This is a genomic window from Inquilinus ginsengisoli (assembly GCF_050434925.1).
Classification (GTDB): domain Bacteria; phylum Pseudomonadota; class Alphaproteobacteria; order DSM-16000; family Inquilinaceae; genus Inquilinus; species Inquilinus ginsengisoli_B.
The window spans coordinates 1,180,658-1,197,735 of the sequence record NZ_JBNDJK010000001.1 but is presented as its reverse complement, the minus strand read 5'-3'; the positions used below and the strand labels follow the sequence as shown (position 1 = coordinate 1,197,735).

The 17,078-nt window shown below is 69.4% G+C and carries 19 protein-coding genes; 14 read left to right on the top strand and 5 right to left on the bottom strand.

The window, feature by feature from the left end:
• Positions 1-4 precede the first annotated feature (4 nt).
• The gene (locus QFZ27_RS05935) at positions 5-256 is read right to left on the bottom strand and encodes a DUF3297 family protein (protein WP_429225169.1); all 252 of its coding nucleotides are present in this window, start codon (positions 254-256) and stop codon (positions 5-7) included.
• Positions 257-372: 116 nt separating this feature from the next.
• On the opposite strand from QFZ27_RS05935, the gene QFZ27_RS05930 reads away from it, so the two are divergent.
• On the top strand, positions 373-1,470 hold the full coding sequence (locus tag QFZ27_RS05930) for a lactonase family protein (protein WP_429225168.1): 1,098 nt from the start codon (positions 373-375) through the stop codon (positions 1,468-1,470).
• On the opposite strand, the gene QFZ27_RS05925 is transcribed toward QFZ27_RS05930, so the two are convergent.
• Entirely contained in the window at positions 1,467-2,459 is a 993-nt protein-coding gene (locus QFZ27_RS05925) for a zinc-dependent alcohol dehydrogenase family protein (RefSeq protein WP_429225167.1), read from the bottom strand. The two genes, QFZ27_RS05930 and QFZ27_RS05925, sit on opposite strands and share 4 nt — an antisense overlap.
• Before the next feature lie 100 nt (positions 2,460-2,559).
• Here QFZ27_RS05925 and QFZ27_RS05920 point away from each other — a divergent pair, with 100 nt between their 5' ends.
• The 3 genes from QFZ27_RS05920 to QFZ27_RS05910 all read left to right on the top strand — a co-directional run bounded on the left by QFZ27_RS05920 (position 2,560) and on the right by QFZ27_RS05910 (position 5,334).
• Positions 2,560-3,405, top strand: a complete 846-nt coding sequence (locus QFZ27_RS05920; RefSeq protein ID WP_429225166.1) for a LysR family transcriptional regulator — start codon at positions 2,560-2,562, stop codon at positions 3,403-3,405.
• Positions 3,406-3,477: 72 nt separating this feature from the next.
• Positions 3,478-4,404 carry an HNH endonuclease gene (locus tag QFZ27_RS05915; RefSeq protein WP_429225165.1) on the top strand — a complete coding sequence of 309 codons (927 nt, stop codon included), beginning with the start codon at positions 3,478-3,480 and terminating at the stop codon, positions 4,402-4,404.
• Positions 4,405-4,431: 27 nt separating this feature from the next.
• A complete protein-coding gene (locus tag QFZ27_RS05910; RefSeq protein ID WP_429225164.1) occupies positions 4,432-5,334 on the top strand; it encodes an HNH endonuclease in 903 nt (300 codons plus the stop codon).
• A gap of 35 nt (positions 5,335-5,369) precedes the next feature.
• On the opposite strand, the gene QFZ27_RS05905 is transcribed toward QFZ27_RS05910, so the two are convergent.
• Positions 5,370-6,143, bottom strand: coding sequence for an SDR family NAD(P)-dependent oxidoreductase (locus QFZ27_RS05905; RefSeq protein ID WP_429225163.1), 774 nt, complete (start codon positions 6,141-6,143; stop codon positions 5,370-5,372).
• A 132-nt stretch (positions 6,144-6,275) separates the two neighbouring features.
• On the opposite strand from QFZ27_RS05905, the gene QFZ27_RS05900 reads away from it, so the two are divergent.
• Positions 6,276-6,854 carry a TetR/AcrR family transcriptional regulator gene (locus tag QFZ27_RS05900; protein ID WP_429225162.1) on the top strand — a complete coding sequence of 193 codons (579 nt, stop codon included), beginning with the start codon at positions 6,276-6,278 and terminating at the stop codon, positions 6,852-6,854.
• Here the strand turns inward: QFZ27_RS05900 and QFZ27_RS05895 are convergent.
• Positions 6,814-7,821 (bottom strand): helix-turn-helix transcriptional regulator, encoded by a 1,008-nt coding sequence (locus QFZ27_RS05895; RefSeq protein WP_429225161.1) that lies wholly within the window; start codon positions 7,819-7,821, stop codon positions 6,814-6,816. The genes QFZ27_RS05900 and QFZ27_RS05895 overlap by 41 nt on opposite strands.
• 164 nt (positions 7,822-7,985) lie before the next feature.
• Between QFZ27_RS05895 and QFZ27_RS05890 the strand changes: the two genes are divergently transcribed.
• Genes QFZ27_RS05890 through QFZ27_RS05880 form a run of 3 tightly spaced genes read left to right on the top strand, consistent with a single transcriptional unit; the run spans position 7,986 to position 10,867 of the window.
• Complete coding sequence (locus tag QFZ27_RS05890) at positions 7,986-9,083, top strand: class II histone deacetylase (RefSeq protein WP_429225160.1); 1,098 nt, start codon at positions 7,986-7,988, stop codon at positions 9,081-9,083.
• A 53-nt stretch (positions 9,084-9,136) separates the two neighbouring features.
• Positions 9,137-9,340 (top strand): hypothetical protein, encoded by a 204-nt coding sequence (locus QFZ27_RS05885; protein ID WP_429225159.1) that lies wholly within the window; start codon positions 9,137-9,139, stop codon positions 9,338-9,340.
• Positions 9,341-9,343: 3 nt separating this feature from the next.
• On the top strand, positions 9,344-10,867 hold the full coding sequence (locus QFZ27_RS05880) for a sodium:solute symporter family protein (protein ID WP_429225158.1): 1,524 nt from the start codon (positions 9,344-9,346) through the stop codon (positions 10,865-10,867).
• 15 nt (positions 10,868-10,882) lie between these two features.
• Here QFZ27_RS05880 and QFZ27_RS05875 read toward each other — a convergent pair whose 3' ends face one another.
• A complete protein-coding gene (locus QFZ27_RS05875) occupies positions 10,883-11,173 on the bottom strand; it encodes a BolA family protein (protein ID WP_429225157.1) in 291 nt (96 codons plus the stop codon).
• Between the two features lie 218 nt (positions 11,174-11,391).
• Here QFZ27_RS05875 and QFZ27_RS05870 point away from each other — a divergent pair, with 218 nt between their 5' ends.
• The 6 genes from QFZ27_RS05870 (at position 11,392) to QFZ27_RS05845 (ending at position 17,075) form a co-directional block, all read left to right on the top strand.
• Entirely contained in the window at positions 11,392-11,919 is a 528-nt protein-coding gene (locus QFZ27_RS05870; RefSeq protein WP_429225156.1) for a J domain-containing protein, read from the top strand.
• 33 nt (positions 11,920-11,952) lie between these two features.
• The gene (gene cobS / locus QFZ27_RS05865) at positions 11,953-12,933 is read left to right on the top strand and encodes a cobaltochelatase subunit CobS (RefSeq protein ID WP_429225155.1); all 981 of its coding nucleotides are present in this window, start codon (positions 11,953-11,955) and stop codon (positions 12,931-12,933) included.
• A 134-nt stretch (positions 12,934-13,067) separates the two neighbouring features.
• A complete protein-coding gene (gene cobT / locus QFZ27_RS05860; RefSeq protein WP_429225154.1) occupies positions 13,068-14,924 on the top strand; it encodes a cobaltochelatase subunit CobT in 1,857 nt (618 codons plus the stop codon).
• Positions 14,925-15,042: 118 nt separating this feature from the next.
• Entirely contained in the window at positions 15,043-15,261 is a 219-nt protein-coding gene (locus QFZ27_RS05855; RefSeq protein ID WP_429225153.1) for a hypothetical protein, read from the top strand.
• The gene (locus QFZ27_RS05850) at positions 15,258-16,436 is read left to right on the top strand and encodes a helix-turn-helix transcriptional regulator (RefSeq protein ID WP_429225152.1); all 1,179 of its coding nucleotides are present in this window, start codon (positions 15,258-15,260) and stop codon (positions 16,434-16,436) included. The genes QFZ27_RS05855 and QFZ27_RS05850 overlap by 4 nt, the downstream gene beginning before the upstream one ends.
• 69 nt (positions 16,437-16,505) lie before the next feature.
• A complete protein-coding gene (locus tag QFZ27_RS05845; RefSeq protein ID WP_429225151.1) occupies positions 16,506-17,075 on the top strand; it encodes a GNAT family N-acetyltransferase in 570 nt (189 codons plus the stop codon).
• Positions 17,076-17,078 lie beyond the last annotated feature (3 nt).

Genomic DNA, 17,078 nt, shown 5'->3' with positions numbered 1-17,078 from the left:
TCTCTCACGCCTCCGGCGCGTCGTCCCGGAAATACGGCTCGACCGTTCCGTTCATCTTCATCGTCAGCGGGTTGCCGCGGCGGTCCAGCGCCTTGCCCATCGACAGGCGGACCCAGCCCTCGCTGACGCAGTACTCCTCGACATTGGTGCGCTCGGCGCCGTTGAAGCGGATGCCGACGCCGCGGCGCAAGGCGGCCTCGTCGAAATGCGGGCTGTTCGGGTTGTTCGACAGGCGGTCGGGCGGGGTGTCGGCCATCGGTGGCTCCCGGCAAAGGCGGCGGATGGCGGGTGATAGCCGCGCGCGGCGGCGCTGACAATGCGCGAGACGGATGCTATCGGGTTCTCAACACCGGCAACAGGGTGGGCGAGGCGATGCTGTTCCATGTCTGCAGCTACACGGGCGCGTCCGGCAATGGCGAGGGCATCACCCTGGCGAGCCTGGACCCGGAGTCGGGCCGGCTGGAAGCGCTGGGCAGCGTCGCCGGGCCGAGCCCCTCCTGGCTCGCCTTCGCCCCGGACGGGCGGCACGCCTATGCCGTCAACGAGATCGACGAATTCGAGGGCGCGGCGCAGGGCGCCTGCACCGCCTACCGGGTCGACCGCGACAACGGCGCCCTGACGGCGCTGAACACCGTCGGCTCCAGCGGCACCGTGCCGTGCCATGCCAGCGTCCATCCCGGCGGCCGGCACCTGCTGGTGGCGAATTACGGCGACGGCCGGCTGGCCGTGCTGCCGATCGCGGCGGACGGGTCGCTGGGCGCCGCCACCGACGTGCAGGCCCCGGCAGGGCCGGTCGGCGCCGACCGGGCCGAGGCCGGGCCGCCCGGCAGCTTCGCCATCAGCGGCCATGACGGATCGCACGCCCATATCATCGAGACCGCGGGCCGCTTCGTGCTGAGCACCGATCTGGGCCAGGACCGGGTCTATGTCTGGACCCTCGACGAGAGCGCCGGGGTGCTGCGCCCGGCCGACTCGCCGTTCTCTCCGACCGCCTCGGCCGGCGCCGGGCCGCGGCACCTCGCCTTCCACCCGAGCGGCCGCCTCCTCTACACCACCTATGAGGAGGCGTCGCAGCTGGCGGTCCACAGCTGGGACCCGGCGACCGGCCGCGCCACCCTGCTGCAGCAGGTGGGGTCGCTGCCGCCCGGCTTCGCCGGCTCCAGCTTCGCCTCGGCGCTGGCGGTCAGCCGCGACGGCCGCTTCGTCTATTCCGGCAACCGGCTGCACAACAGCATCGCCATCTTCGCCGTCGAGCCCGCCGGCACGCTGCGCTGGCTGGACGCGGAATGGACCCGCGGCGACTACCCGAACCATGTCGCGCTGGACCCGACCGGGCAGTTCCTGTTCGCCTGCAACCGGCGCAGCGACAACGTCACCCTGTTCCGGGTCGATGCCGAGTCCGGCCGGCTGACCTTCACAGGCCGCTATCTGCCGATCGGCAGCCCGAACATGGTGGCGTTCGTGCCTTAGCCGATCTCGACCACGACCTTGCCGGCGGGCTTGGCTGCGACCGCCGCATGCGCGGCCTCGGCGGTGTCGAGGGCGAAGCGGCGCGGATCCAGGATCGGAGCGAGCTGCCCGGCCTCAGCCAGCGCGGCGGCCCGGCGCAGGATCTCGCCGTGATGCTCCCGGCCCTCGCCGGTCAGCAGCGGCAGCAGGGTGAAGACGCCGGAATAGCTGGCGGCGCGGAAGGACAGCGGCGCCAGGGCGTGGCTGCCCCAGCCGAGGGCGCTGACGACATGGCCGAAGCGGCGCACCGCCTGGAACGAGGCATCGAGCACCGGCCCGCCGACCGTGTCGTAGACCAGGTCGAAGCCGCGGCCGCCGGTGTGGGCGGCCACGATGGCGTCCACCGTCTCGTCCCGGTCGATCGGCGTCGCGCCGAGGCGCCGTAGCAGGTCGTGCTTCCCGGCCGAGGCGGTGGCGAAGACCCGGGCGCCGAAGGCGGCGGCCAGCTGCACCGCGATGTGACCGACGCCGCCGGCGCCGCCCTGGACCAGCACGGTCTGGCTCTCGCGCACCCCGGCGCGGTCGACCAGCCCTTCCCAGGCGGTGATCGTGATCAGCGGCAGCGCCGCAGCCTCTCGCATCGAGAGATTGGCCGGCTTCGGCGCCAGCAGCGCCGCATCGACCGCCGCATATTCGGCCAGCGAGCCCTGATGGCCGCCGACTCCACCCGCCATGCCATAGACCTCGTCGCCCGGGCGGAAGGCGGTGACGCCGGGACCGACCGCCACCACCGTGCCGGCCAGGTCGATGCCGAGCACCGCCGGCAGCATGTGCTTCGCATGGGCCGCGGCGCCGGCGCGGATCTTGAGGTCGAGCGGGTTGACGCCGCTGGCGGCGATCCGCGCCAGCGCCTGGCCCTCGGCCGGCACCGGCCGCGCCAGCTCGGCCGGGCGCAGCGGCCCGTCCGGCCGGTCGAGCACCAAAGCGCGCATCGTGGGGAGATCGGTCATGGCTCCGTCCTTTCGGTGATGGACCGAAGATGGGCCATGCCGATGCGTTTCGGAACGAACGAGAATGCTCGATATCCATGCAATTCTGTATGATGACTGCATGGAATGGAGCGACTTGAAGGTCTTCCTGGCGATCGCGCGGGCCGGCACGCTGGGCGCCGCGGCCCGGGCGCTGGACCAAACCCAGCCGACCATGGGCCGGCGGCTGCGGGCGCTGGAGCAGGCGGTCGGCCAGGCCCTGTTCCAGCGCACAAGCGACGGCTTCGTACTGACCGCCGAGGGCGCGGCGGTGCTGGCCCATGCCGAGCGGATCGAGGAGGAGGCGATCGCCTTCGAGCGCCGCCTGGCCGGCCAAGACGGTGCGCTGGAGGGAATGCTGCGCGTCTCCGCCTCCGACTGGTTCGGCGCCCGGGTGCTGGCGCCCATTCTCGCCGGCTTCTCCCGCGCCCACCCCGGAATCGTGGTCGAGCTGGTCACCGATGCCCGGCTGTTCAGCCTGGCCCGGCGCGAGACCGACCTGGTAGTCCGCATCCGGCCCTTCGACGAGCCGGAGGTGGTGCAGCGCCGGCTGACCCATGTGCCCTACGCGCTCTACGCCGCCGCGGGCACCCCGCCGCCGGGCGACGGCGCGGGCTGCGCCCTGGTCACCATGGACACCGCCTTCGAGGCGATGCCGGATGTCGGCTGGCTGACCCGGATGCTGCCGCGGGCACGCATCGCCTTCCGCAGCAACAACCGCGAGGCCCAGGCCCGAGCCTGCGCCGCCGGGGCCGGCTTCGCCGTGCTGCCCCGGCCGCTGGGCGACGCCGAGCCGGGGCTCGAGCGGGTGGACCTCGGCGAGGCCCCGCCGGGCCGCGACGTCTGGATCGGCTTCCACCGCGACCTGCGCCGCCTGGCCCGGCTGCGGGCTCTGCTGGATGCGCTGGTGGAGGGGGTGGCGGGGTAGAGAGGCATGCTGCCGCTTCCCACAGCTCACTGCGGGCTTGCCATGCGGCAGAGCACGTTAGAACCTAACTAAATGGTTCGCCTGTATATTGCGGTCACAGATAGATCATGGTTTGACACGTTGTCGGCCTTGTCGCCCGACGAGGTGAATTTCTGGCAGCCGAGCGGCAGCACTCAGTTTCGGGCAATCCGACCGGGCGAACTATTTTTGTTCAAGTTGCATGCTCCCAACAATTTTATCGTTGGCGGCGGCATATTCAGCCATGCATCCAATGTGCCACTCTCGATGGCCTGGGAGGCTTTCGGTCAGAAGAATGGGGTATCCTCGCTAAGCGAAATGCGTGATCGCATTGGGCGATATCGCCGAGATCAGAGCGTGCTTGATCCTCGACAGGATCCAATTGTTGGTTGCCGGGTGCTAACACAGCCATTCTTTTGGCCCAGAGACCTTTGGCTGGATGCGCCGGAAAGCTGGAAGCCGAATATCGTCTCAGGAAAGGGCTTCGATCTCGGTGAGGCTGAAGGCCTGGGCCTTTGGCAGGCCGTTACCGAACGCCTCGCCGAGCCAAAGCTACAGAGCCACTTGTACGAGGCACCCGTACGCTATGGCGCACCACACCTGATCGCGCCGCGGCTCGGGCAGGGTGCATTTCGGCTTGCGGTTACCGACGGGTATGAACGGCGCTGTGCTCTGACTGACGAGAAGACGTTGCCGATTCTTGATGCCACACACATTCGGTCCTACTCCGACGGTGGAGAGCACGAGCCATCCAACGGACTTCTTCTGCGCACTGATATCCATCGCCTATTTGATCTTGGCTATGTCACAGTGAGCTCAGATGGGCACTTTGTTGTAGGTCGTCGGCTTAAGGCCGATTTCGACAACGGTAGACATTATTATGAGCTTCACGGCCAAGCCATTCGGCCTCCACGCAATACAGATGCAGCCCCCTCACCCGCTGCGCTCGAATGGCACCGTGAAAACCGCTTCCTGGGCTGATTGGTGAGCCGCGACTCTCAGATCCGCATGGCGGCTGTCGAGCACGTCCAGCGAATAGCTGTCGGCGACGTCCTGACCTCGGAACAACTTCGCGCGGGCTTCACGTTCGAGGGTGAGCGGATACCGCTGATCAATCCACAGCGTGGCATCTTCAAGCCAAGGGTAATGGAGCATCTTCTAAGCATTCTCACTGCCTACCCGCGGACCGGAGCGCGCATTTGGTATGACGACCAGCGCCGCGTGCACGAGCAGATCGAACGTGGCGACGAGTTGATCGACTATGCCTTTATGGGCTCAGACCCGGCCGCCGCCGACAACCGCTGGCTTCGTGAGGCCTGGGAAGCGCAGACGCCGATCCTCTATTTCCTTGGGGTTGCGCCTACCCGCTACATGAAAATCTGGCCGACCTATGTTGCCGAATGGCGGCCTTTCGAACTGAAGGTGCAACTAGCTTTTTCAGCCGTTGCGGAGTCATCGGAAGCCAAGGCCGTCTGGGGTGTGAGCGAACCGCCAGCCCGGCGATATAGCTACCAGCTCATCCGTCAACGTCTGCATCAGGCCACGTTCCGAGAAGCTGTTCTGACCGCCTATGGCAACCGCTGTGCCATCTCCGGCTTACCGGAACCTCGGCTGCTCGACGCCGCCCACATCATCGCCGACGGCCACATCGACCTTGGACAGCCGATCGTTCCGAACGGTGTGCCGATGTCGAAAATCCATCACGCCGCATTTGACGCCAACCTGATCGGGATCGATCCGGACTTTCGGATCCACGTCAGCGAAGCCTTGTTGTCGATTGATGATGGCCCGATGCTGGAACACGGCTTCAAGGACATGGCCGGCCAAGCCATCCGGCTCCCTGGGAGACCTCGCGACTATCCCGACCGAGATCGATTGGCAGAGAGATTCGAACGCTTCATGGGCCGCTGACGACCCATGAAGTTTCGATAACACCTGCGTCCGAACTACCCCCGATAGATCGGCGCGCCCGATGGAGATCCGGTGGCGCCGCCGTCGACGAACAGGTCGACGCCCTGGATGTAGCTGGAGTCGTCCGAGGCCAGGAACAGCACGGTCTTCGCCACCTCATCGGCCTTGCCGAAGCGGCCGGCCGGGATGCCGCGGCTGATGTGCTGCACCAGCGCCGCGCGCCCCTCCGGTGTCGGCGCCACGGCCGACCAGATGTCGGTGTCGGTCGCGCCCGGCGAGACCACGTTCACGCGGATGCCGCGCGGCGCCAGCTCCGACGCCAGCACCTTGCCCATCGAGTGGATGCCGCCCTTGCTGGCGGCATAGGCCGACCAGCCGGCCGCGCCGAGCGCGCTGTGCACCGAGCTGGTGAGGATGATCGACGCGCCGTCCTTGAGATGCGGCAGCGCCGCCTGCACCGCGAAGAACACGCCGGTCAGGTTGATACGGATGATCTGCTCGAACGCCTCGAACGAGGTCTGGCCGAGCGGGGTGGTGCCGCCGATGCCGGCATTGGCGAAGACGATGTCGAGCTTGCCGAAGCGCTCGACCGCCTGGGCCGCCGCCCGCTCCATCGCCGCGGCATCGGCCGTGTCGGCCTGCAGCGCCAGCACGGCGTCGCCCAGCTCGCGCGCCGCGGCATCCAAGGTCTCGCGGTTGCGGCCGGTGATCACCACCTTCGCGCCCTCGGCCACGAACAGCCGGGCCGTCGCCAGGCCAATGCCGGCATTGCCGCCGGTGATCAACGCAACCTTGTCCTGCAATCTCATCTCGGTCTCCTGCGATCCGGGCTGGCGGCGACGGCCGACAGAGCCCATATTCTGGATGACGATCGTCATCTCAGCTCGAGAGATGATGACCATCATCCTGATTGTCAATGACCGGCCGAGGAGGATTTTGCGATGGGCCATTCGCGGCAGGACAAGGCGGCCAGCCACGACCGCATCGTGCGGATTGCCGCCGGCCGCGTCCGCGAGGCGGGGGCCGACGCCCTCGGCGTCGCCGAGCTGATGCAGGAGGCCGGGCTGACCCATGGCGGCTTCTATCGCCATTTCGGCTCGCGCGACGCGCTGGTGGCCGAGGCGCTGGAGGAAGCGCTGGCGCAGAGCCGGGCGACCGTCGCCGACGCACGGGAAGCCGGTGCCGGCTACGCCGAGATCGTCGCCGACTATCTGAGCCCGGCGCATCGCGACGCGCCGGCGGCGGGCTGCGCCGTTGCCGCCCTGGCCAGCGAGGCCGGGCGGCTGCAGGACCGGCCGCGCGAAGCCTTCACCCGGCATATCGAGGCCAGCGCGGAGACGTTCCTGGCGCTGTTGCGGGCGAAGAATCCGGCCGCCACCCGCCGCGACGCGCTGCTGGCGGTCAGCGCTCTGGCCGGCGCGGTGGCCCTGGCCCGCGCCGTGTCCGACCCGGCGCTGTCGGACGAGATCCTTCAGGGGGTCAGGGAAAGGCTCGTGGCGCTGGCCGGGTCTGGGCCGTGAGACCAGGGTCCCTGCCTGCCCTCCCCTGCAGCACCACTCCGGCCAACTCGGCGCGGGAGCGGATGCCGAGCTTCTCGTAGATCGCCTGAATCTGGTTGCGGATGGTGGCGGGGGCGGAGCCCAGCGCCTGCGCCGCCTGCTTGTGCGTCGCCCCGGCGGCGAGCAGCAGCGCGACCTCCCGCTCGCGCCGGGTCAGGCGGTCGAGATCGGCGATCGCGCTCAGCCGCAGCCGCACCAGCCCCGACGGATCGTCGCGCTCGCAGGAGACGACGACGCCCTCGCCCTTCAGCGTGACGGTCCCCGGGCGCTGCACCGCCCGGCGCAGCGCGCCCGGCAGCCGCTCACCGGTCCAGCCCGGCCAGACGGATTTCAGCAGACCCTCGCAGGCCTCGAGCCCGAGATAGGCGAAGCCGGAGGGATCGACCAGCAACGCGGCGGGCTCGGTGGCATCCCGCCGCTGCGACGCCTGCACCGCCAGGAAGATGTGGTCGACCGCGCCCTGCAGGAAGTGCAGGTCCTCGGTCTCCCATTCCGCCGGCCGGGCGTCGCCGCGATAGATCGAGGCGAAGAACACGGTGGTCCGGTTCGGCCGGCTGTGCATCGCACTGGCCCATTTGCGGATCCGGTAGCGCTCCGCCAGCTCGACCATGCCGTCGGTCTGCACCGGCTGGTTCCGGTCGTAGGTCCTGACCCCGCCGGGGGTCTCACGCAGGCTGCGGGCGACGAGGTCCTGACTCTCCATCGTCGTCCAGAAGCGGGCGAAGTCGCCCGGCAGGTTCAGGGTGGAGGAGGCCTGCACGATCGTCCGGCCCGGCTCGAACCGCGCCCAGCCGTACCAGGCGCAGTCGAAGCCGAGGATCGAGCGCAGGCGGTCGAAGCCACGAGCCGCGATGCTGCCGTCGTCCTCTCGGCCGATCCGGTGCAGGTCGGTGACGAACTGGGAGAACAGGGGAAGCTTCGAGCTCACACGCGCCATCCCGGGCGGTCTTGTGCCGGGAAGGCTAGCCTCGCCGCGAATGTCCGACAAGCGGCACGGAGAGCCTCGGACGGCGCCTTCCATAGTGCATCTGCACCATTCAGGGCCGCGGCCAAGCGATTAGAGTCGATCGACATCCACCAGGGAGGCCGGGAATGGCGACGGGTTGGCTGTGGCACGAGCGGTTCGGCTGGCACGATACGGGGACGGCCGGCGGCTTCCTGAAGGGCGAGTTCATCCAGCCGCTGCAGCACCTGGAATCGCCCGAATCCAAGGCCCGCTTCGCGTCGCTGGTCGAGGTCTCCGGCATCGCCAAGGCGCTGACACGCATCGACTGCGTCGCCGCGACGGAGGAGGACCTGCTGCGGATTCACACCCGCGACCATCTCGATGCCATGAGGGCGCTGAGCCGCGACATCCGCGGCGGCGACATGGGCGACGGCTCCTCGCCCTTCGGCTTCGGCGGCTTCGAGCTGGCCTGCCTGGCGGCCGGCGGCACCATCAGCGCGGTGCGGGCGGTGGTCGGCGGCGAGGTCCGCAACGCCTACGCGCTGGTGCGGCCTCCCGGCCACCATGCGCGGCCGGAGCGGGGCATGGGCTTCTGCATGTTCGCCAATGTCGCGGTGGCGATCGCCCATGCCCGGGCGAAGCTCGGCGTCGGGCGGGTCGCCGTGGTCGATTGGGACGTGCATCACGGCAACGGCACCGAGGCCTGCTTCGAGACCGACCCGGAGGTCCTGACCATCTCGCTGCACCAGGACGGCAACTTCCCGCCCGACACCGGCAAGATCACCGATCGCGGCACCGGCGCCGGCGACGGGTCGGCGATCAACATCCCGCTGCCGGCGGGGTCCGGCGAGGGCGCCTATCTGCATGCCCTCGACTGCGTCGTGCTGCCCGCCATCGAGCGGTTCCGGCCCGACCTGATCATGGTCGCCAGCGGCTTCGATTCCAGCAACGCCGACCCGCTGGGACGGATGCTGCTGGTCTCGACCTCCTACGCCGCGATGACTCGGCGGCTGATGGATCTCGCCGACGCGGTCTGCGGCGGCCGGCTGGTGATCAGCCACGAGGGCGGCTATTCGCCCTTCTACGTGCCGTTCTGCGGCCTGGCGGTGGTGGAGACGCTGAGCGGCGTCAGCACCGGCGTGACCGACCCCTATCTGGCATCCTGGGCCGGGCTGCCGGGGCAGGAGCTGCGGGACCATCAGAAATCCCTGGTGGCGCGGGTGGCGGAGGGCTTCGGCCTCTAGCACCCCGCCCCTCGGACAGGATTCGAACAACAACAACCAAACAGGGGGCGATGATGAAGGAACAAGCGTCCGGCAGGTCGCGGGGCACCCTGCTGATCTGGCTCAATCTGATCATTGCGCTGTTCCCGCCGATCCATCTGGCCTTCGCGGCGGGCAACCTGGCGATGGCGCTGGCGTTCTTCCTGGGCAGCGGCCTCCTGCTGACCGCCAGCGTGATCTATCTGAACCGCGCCAACCATGATGCCGGGGAGGAATAGGCGATGGACTTCCTCATCGGTTACGGCACCCTGGCGGTGTTCTTCATCGGCGTGATCCTGGTGCTCGAGCGCACCCGGCGGGCCGCCGGCGGCGACTTCACGGATTATGCGGTCGCCGGCCGGTCCTTCGGGTCCTGGTTCCAGGCCATGGCCTTCCTCAACACCTGGCTGCCCGGCACCATCTTCATCGCCTTCGCCGGCCTCGCGGCCTCGGCCGGGGTGATCGGCTACTACGTGGTCTCCTACTCGCTGCTCGCCGTGCTGTTCATGCTGTTCATGGCGCAGAAGGTGTTCGACTGGGGCCGGGCGTTCAACCTGCGCACCCAGGCCGATTTCGTCGGCATGCGCTACAATTCCAAGGCCGTGCGCGTCGTCGCGGCGCTGATCGGGGTGGTGGCCAGCTTCCCCTGGCTGATCCTGGGCTTCCAGTCGCTGGGGCTGGTCTTCTCCACCCTCTCCTTCGGCGCGGTCTCGCCGACGCTCGCGGTGTTCGCCGGCATCGCCGTGCTCGGCATCCGCCAGATCTGGACCGTCCGGCTGGGCATGCGGGGCATCGTCATCTCCGACATGGTCCAGGGCGTCTTCGCCTATGGCGTCGGCGGCCTGGTCGCGCTCGGCCTGATCGCCTGGCTGATGTCGCAGGGCCTGGGCTTCGCCGCCCTGCCGCCGGAATTCGCCGCCCTACCCGGACCCGGCAGCGGCCTCGGCCCGCTATACTATCTCTCGATCGTCGCCACCGGGGCGCTGGGGTCCTGGTGCTGGCCCGACATCTTCGTCCGGCTGTTCACGGCCAGGAGCGCCCAGGCCGTGCGCAACTCCGCCGTCAAGGCGGCGCCGATCATGTTCCTGTTCCTCGCCATCCTGCTGACCATGGCCATGCTGGCGCACCAGCTGCCGGAGGTCGCGGCCGCGCCGGACAATGTCTGGTTCCTGACCGCGGCGCATGGCGGGCCGTTCGTGCTGGCCCTGGCCGGGACCGCCGTGTTCGCCGCCACCGCCGGCAACGTCAACGCGCTGACCGCGGCGATCGGCACCCACACCGCGCAGGACGTGATCCATATCGGCGGCGCCGACGAGGCGACCACCACCCGCACCGCCCGGGCGGCGATCGTGGCCGCCACCGTGCTGGCCGTGATCGGCGCCATCCTGACGGTGAACACGACGGCCGGGCTGCTGACCCTGGCGCTGGCCTCCTACCAGGGCATCGTCCAACTGGCGCCGGCGCTGTATCTCGGCATCTTCTGGCGCCGGGGCAATGCCGCCGCCGCCCTGGCCGGGATGCTGACCGGCTTCGCCACCGCCGTGGTGCTGCAGCTGCTGTACCCGGTGTCGATCCGCGAGCTCGGTGGCCTGACCTCCGGCGTCGTCGGCCTCGCCGTCAACACGCTGGTCTATGTCGGCCTGTCCTTCGCCCTGCCGCAGGACGCGGCGGAGCGCGCCCGCATCGATCGGCTGTTCCGGGACCTCAGCCAGGCGGGGCCTGAGGGTGCGGCGGTGCCGGCCGGGCTGGCCCCGGCGCGCGACTAGACCGGGCGGCGGGCGTCAGCCGCGGGCGCCCGCCTTCTCCGCCTCCGCCGGGGTCCGGGTGGTCAGCGACAGGGCGTGCACCCGATCCTGCAGCTCGGCCGCCAGCAGGTCGTAGACCAGGCGCTGGCGCTCGACCCGCGAGCGGCCCTCGAAGGCGTCGGACACCACCAGCACCCGGAAATGGCTTTCGCCACCGCCGTCATGCCCGGCGTGGCCGGCATGCCGGTGGCTGTCATCGATGATCTCGAGCTGGGCCGGGGCCAGCGCCTCCTCGATCTTGCGGCGCATGCGGTCGGCGATCTGCATCGGTCCTCTCCTCGATCCGGCTCCTGGTGATAGCAGAGCCGGCGCCGCGGCGGTACGACCCGATATTGCGATATGACGCAAGCCCAGATGCTGCGACACGAGGGCAGGGCAGATTTCCGCCGCATCGACTTGTCAGGCGAAAACGCCCTCCCCATACTCGCAGCATGGCCACTGCAAACCGCAGAGAGTACCGGGCATTCGAGGAGCCGGCGCCGGCGATGCGCCGCTGCGACCGCCCGGACTGTGCCTGCGCCGGGGAGTTCCGGGCGCCGAAATCGCGGCAGCACCTGAACGACTACTGGTGGTTCTGCCTGGAGCATGTGCGGGAGTACAACCGCGCCTGGAACTATTACCAGGGCATGAGCGCCGACCAGATCGAGCGCGAGGCGCGGCGCGACACCGTTTGGGACCGGCCGACCTGGCCGATGGGCAGCTGGCGGGCCGAGCAGCGGCTGCGCGCCAAGATCTATCAGAGCTTCGCCGAGGGCGCCGGCGACAACCCGTTCCACGCCGGCCGCGAGGCGCAGGAGGAGGCCAAGCAGGGCCGCCCCCTGACCGAGCAGGAGAGCGCGATGAAGACGCTCGAGATCGCTCCTCCCTTCGACCTGAAAACCCTCAAGGCCCGCTACAAGACCCTTGTCAAACTGCATCACCCGGACGCCAATGGCGGAAGCCGCGACGCCGAGGAGAAGTTCAAGACCATCAACCACGCCTACAGCGTGCTGAAGGCCGGCTTCGCCTCCTGACCGATACTCTGGAACTTGGACTTCGACTGGATCATGAGCGCTGATACCTCCTCGACGCTGCCCGACATCAAGGTGTCCGTGCGGCAGACCTTCGGCATCGACAGCGACCTGCAGGTGCCCGCCTTCTCCGCCGCGACGCCGCATGTGCCGGATGTCGACACCGCCTACCGCTTCGACCGCGACACCACCATGGCCATCCTGGCCGGCTTCGCCCACAACCGGCGGGTGATGATCCAGGGCTATCACGGCACCGGCAAGTCGACCCATATCGAGCAGGTGGCGGCGCGCCTGAACTGGCCCTGCGTCCGGGTCAACCTGGACAGCCATATCAGCCGCATCGACCTGGTCGGCAAGGACGCCATCGTGCTGCGCGACGGCAAGCAGGTGACCGAGTTCCGCGAGGGCATCCTGCCCTGGGCGCTGCAGAACCCCTGTGCCATCGTGTTCGACGAGTACGACGCCGGCCGGCCGGACGTGATGTTCGTGATCCAGCGCGTGCTGGAGGTCGAGGGCAAGCTGACCCTGCTGGACCAGAACCGGGTGATCAAGCCGCACCCGGCCTTCCGCATCTTCTCCACCGCCAACACCGTCGGCCTGGGCGACACCACCGGCCTGTATCACGGCACCCAGCAGATCAACCAGGGCCAGATGGACCGCTGGTCGATCGTCGCCACGCTGAACTACCTGCCGCATGACGCCGAGGTCGAGATCGTGCTGGCCAAGGTGCCGGACTTCGACACCGAGGAAGGCCGCACCAAGATCAACGCCATGGTCCGCCTGGCCGACCTGACCCGCGCCGGCTTCATCGGCGGCGACATCTCCACCGTCATGTCGCCGCGCACGGTGATCACCTGGGCCGAGAATGCGCGCATCTTCGGCGATGTCGGCTTCGCCTTCCGCCTGACCTTCCTGAACAAATGCGACGAGGTCGAGCGGTCGACGGTGGCCGAGTACTACCAGCGCTGCTTCGGCACCGAGCTGCCGGAAAGCGGCGTCCGCGCCCATCTGGCGTAAGCGCGGTTCGTAGGTTTTGCTGTCATTGCCGGGCTTGACCCGGCAATCCAGGAGGTCTCGACAGCCTCTGGATGCCCGGGCCCGGGCATGACAGACAGGGAAGGACGGCGCAAGCCGTAGAGACGAAGCAGGCGATGCCCCAGGACGACAGCCCGATCGAGGTGTTCAAGCGCGCCACCACGGCGACGGTGCGGGCCATCGCCGAGCGGCCAGACATCACCGTGGCCTATTCCAGCGAGCCGGCCGGCGTTGCCGGCACCCGGGCGCGGCTGCCGCAGCCGTCGCGCCTGCTGACCTCGGCCGAGGTCGCCAAGGTGCGCGGCGCCGCCGACGCCGTGGCGCTGCGCCTGCGCCACCACAACGCCAAGACGCACGCCGCCCGCATGCCGCAGGGCGACGTCGCCCGCGCCGCCTTCGAGGCGCTGGAGCAGGCGCGCTGCGAGGCGATCGGCGCCACCCAGATGGCCGGCGTCGCCGGCAACCTGGCGGCGGCGCTGGACGACCGCTTCAAGCGCCAGGGGCTGGACCGCGTCACCGAGCGCGAGCAGGTGCCGCTGGCCGAGGCGGTGCGGCTGGCCGCGCGCGAGGCGATGACCGGCGAGAAGCCGCCGCCGAACGCCCGCCACGCCGCCGACCTGTGGCGGTCCTGGCTGGAGAGCCGTATCGGCCGCTCGCTGCACGAGCTGGCCGACGCCATGGACGACCAGGAGGCCTATGCCCGCTGCGCCAAGCACCTGCTGGCCGAACTCGACGTCGAGATCGGCCAGGAGGACGAGAGCCAGGAGGACGAGGACGGCGAGGACGACGACAAGGCCGACGGCGAGCAGCCTGAGGAGCAGGGCCGCGAGGGCGAGCAGGTCAGCGCCGAGGCCGATGACAGCGACAGCGACCCGGAGAGCGGCGACGAGACCGATGCCGAGGGCGCCCAGCAGGAGGAGTCGGCTGACGATTCCGACGAGTTCTCGACCGAGGACACCGAGTCGCCGGGCCAGCCCTGGCGCGACGACCAGACCGGCGCGCTGGACCCGAACGGGCTGAACTACAAGGCCTTCACCACCCAGTTCGACGAGATGGTGGCGGCCGAGGATCTGTGCGACACCGACGAGCTGGCGCGGCTGCGGCTGATGCTGGACCAGCAGCTGCAGCATCTGCAGGGCGTGATCGCCAAGCTGGCCAACCGGCTGCAACGCAAGCTGATGGCCAAGCAGACCCGGTCCTGGGATTTCGACCTGGAGGAGGGCATCCTCGACGCCGCCCGCCTCGCCCGCGTCGTGATCAACCCGCTGACGCCGCTGTCCTTCAAGATGGAGCAGGACACCGACTTCCGCGACACGGTGGTGACCCTGCTGATCGACAATTCCGGGTCGATGCGCGGCCGGCCGATCACCATCGCCGCGATCGCCGCCGACATCCTGGCGCGGACGCTGGAGCGCTGCGGCGTCAAGGTCGAGATCCTCGGCTTCACCACCCGCGCCTGGAAGGGCGGCATGGCGCGCGAGCGCTGGATCCAGCAGAGCAAGCCGCAGAATCCGGGCCGGCTGAACGACCTGCGCCACATCGTCTACAAATCCGCCGACGCGCCCTGGCGCCGGGCCCGCAAGAACCTGGGCCTGATGCTGCGCGAGGGCGTGCTGAAGGAGAACATCGACGGCGAGGCGCTGCTGTGGGCCCATAACCGCATCGTCGGGCGGCAGGAGCAGCGGCGCATCCTGATGGTGATCTCCGACGGCGCGCCGGTCGACGATTCGACCCTGTCGGTCAACCCCGGCAACTATCTCGAGCGACACCTGAAGCAGGTGATCGAGTACATCGAGCGCTGGTCGCCGGTGGAGCTGGTGGCGATCGGCATCGGCCATGACGTGACCCGCTACTACCGCCGCGCCGTCACCATCGTCGACGCCGAGCAGCTGGGCGGCACCATGATCGACAAGCTGGCCGAGCTGTTCGACGAGGAGCCGAAGAAGGCCGCCACGATGCGCCGGGCCAGCTGAGATCAGCCAGCCCAAGGGCTTTTCGTCGCCCCATGTGCGGACCGCCCCGGCTTTGCCGCCACGTCTCCACACCGATGCCATAATAAAAGTGCTCTGATGGCATCGAGAAAAACACGGTATGATCCTTCCGATCGAGGAAGACGTTCGCGGCATTGCCGCGATGTCGCCCTCGTGGATCGGCGTTGTTGAGGAATCGGACGGCTCATCTATCGGCGTATTTTCCTGTTCTAGGATATTTTGGAGCGCGGGAATGCCGGTGTTCCATGATCGACTTGCGGGCATGCAGGCGGCGGTTGGTTTCGATCCGGCGAACCACGGGAAAGGGTCGGCCGCGTGACCGCGGGCGCGCAGGTGATCCTCAGCACCGTGCAGCGGATCTACGACGCCGCGATGGAGCCGGAGGAGTGGCCGCACTGCCTCGACGCCGTGCGCGACCTGGTCGGCGGCTCGCATGCCGTGTTCACCACCAACACCCTCGACGGCGTCCAGCTTTCCACCTGCTCGCGGATGGATGCGCGGCAGCACGGCGACCGCTGCGACCAGATCCTGCACAGCGATTTCTGGACCGAGCAGATGCAGCGGTTCCCGGCCGGGGCCGCGCGCACCCAGTCGTCCCTGGTGCCGGTCCAGGACTATGAGCGGACGGATTTCTACCAGCAGCTGATCCGGCCGATCGGCGGCGGCCTGGCGGCGGTGGCGGTGCCGTGGCGCGGCTCGTCCGGCTGGTCGGCCGTGCGCGTCTGCCGCCCGCTGGCCGAGCGCGATTTCGGCGCCGAGGAGCTGAATCGGCTGCAGGCCCTGGTGCCGCATCTGGCCAAGGCCGGCAAGCTGAACCGCCGCCTGGCCGGCATCGACCCGCGCGCGACCGGCGCCCTGGCTGCGATCGACGCGCTGGGCCTGGGCCTGATCCTGCTGGACCGGCACGGCCGGCCGGTCTATCGCAGCGAGCGGGCCGAGGCGGTGATCGCGGAGCGTGACGGGCTGCTGGCCGACGCCTACGGCATCGCCACCACCCTGCCGGCACAGACCCGGGCGCTGCACCAGGCGATCGCCGCGGCGATGCTGCTGGCCGGCGGGCCGGACACGGCCGATGCCGCGCTGAGCCATGCCGCCGCCACGATGCTGCGCATCCCGGTGTCGCGGCGGCCGCCGAACGGGCCGCTGATCCTGAGCGTCATCCCGGCCCCCGCGGCCGACCGCGGCGCGGTCCCCGGCGAACCGGGCGCGGTGGCGGTGCTGATCTCCGACCCCGACCGCCGCTGCCGCATCGACACCGCCGGCCTGGCCAGCGCCTACGGCCTGACCCGGCGCGAATCCGACCTGGCGGCGCTGATCGCCGGCGGCCTCGGCCCGGCGGAGGCGGCGGAGAGCCTGGGCATCTCGATCGGCACCGCCCGCCACTACCTGAAACAGGTGTTCGAGAAGACCGAGACGCACCGGCAGGCCGAGCTGGTGCGCCTACTGCTGCACAGCTTCGCCGCCCCCGACCTGGGCACCGCGACGGAACGCTGAGCGGCCGGCAGCTTGACCGGCCGGCCGGGATCGGGCTTTGCTGCGCCTCCCCGATTCAGGAGACACCCGATGCCGACCCCGGAGCCCGCGCCGGTGCTGGAGACCGACCGGCTGATCCTGCGCCTGCCCCGAGCCGAGGATTTCGACAGCTGGGCCGAGTTGATGGCCGACCCGGAGGCCGCCCGCTTCATCGGCGGGGTGCAGCTGCGCACCGTGGCCTGGCGCGGCTTCCTCACCATGGCCGGCGCCTGGACGATCCAGGGCTTCGCCAACTTCTCGGTGATCGAGAAGGCGACCGGGCGCTGGATCGGCCGCCTCGGCCCCTGGCAGCCCGAGGGTTGGCCGGGCACCGAAATCGGCTGGACCCTGTGCCGCGCCGCCTGGGGCAAGGGCTACGCCACCGAAGGCGCCGCGGCCACGATCGACTGGGCCTTCGACCATCTCGGCTGGACCGAGGTGATCCACTGCATCGCGCCGGAGAACCAGCCGTCCAAGGCGGTGGCGCGCCGGCTCGGCTCACGCTTCCGCGGCCTCGGCCGGCTGCCGGCGCCGATCGACACCAAGGTCGAAATCTGGGGCCAGAGCCGGGAAGACTGGCGGGGCCGAGATCGGATAAGGTCTGCTCTCCCATCCGAATAGCGT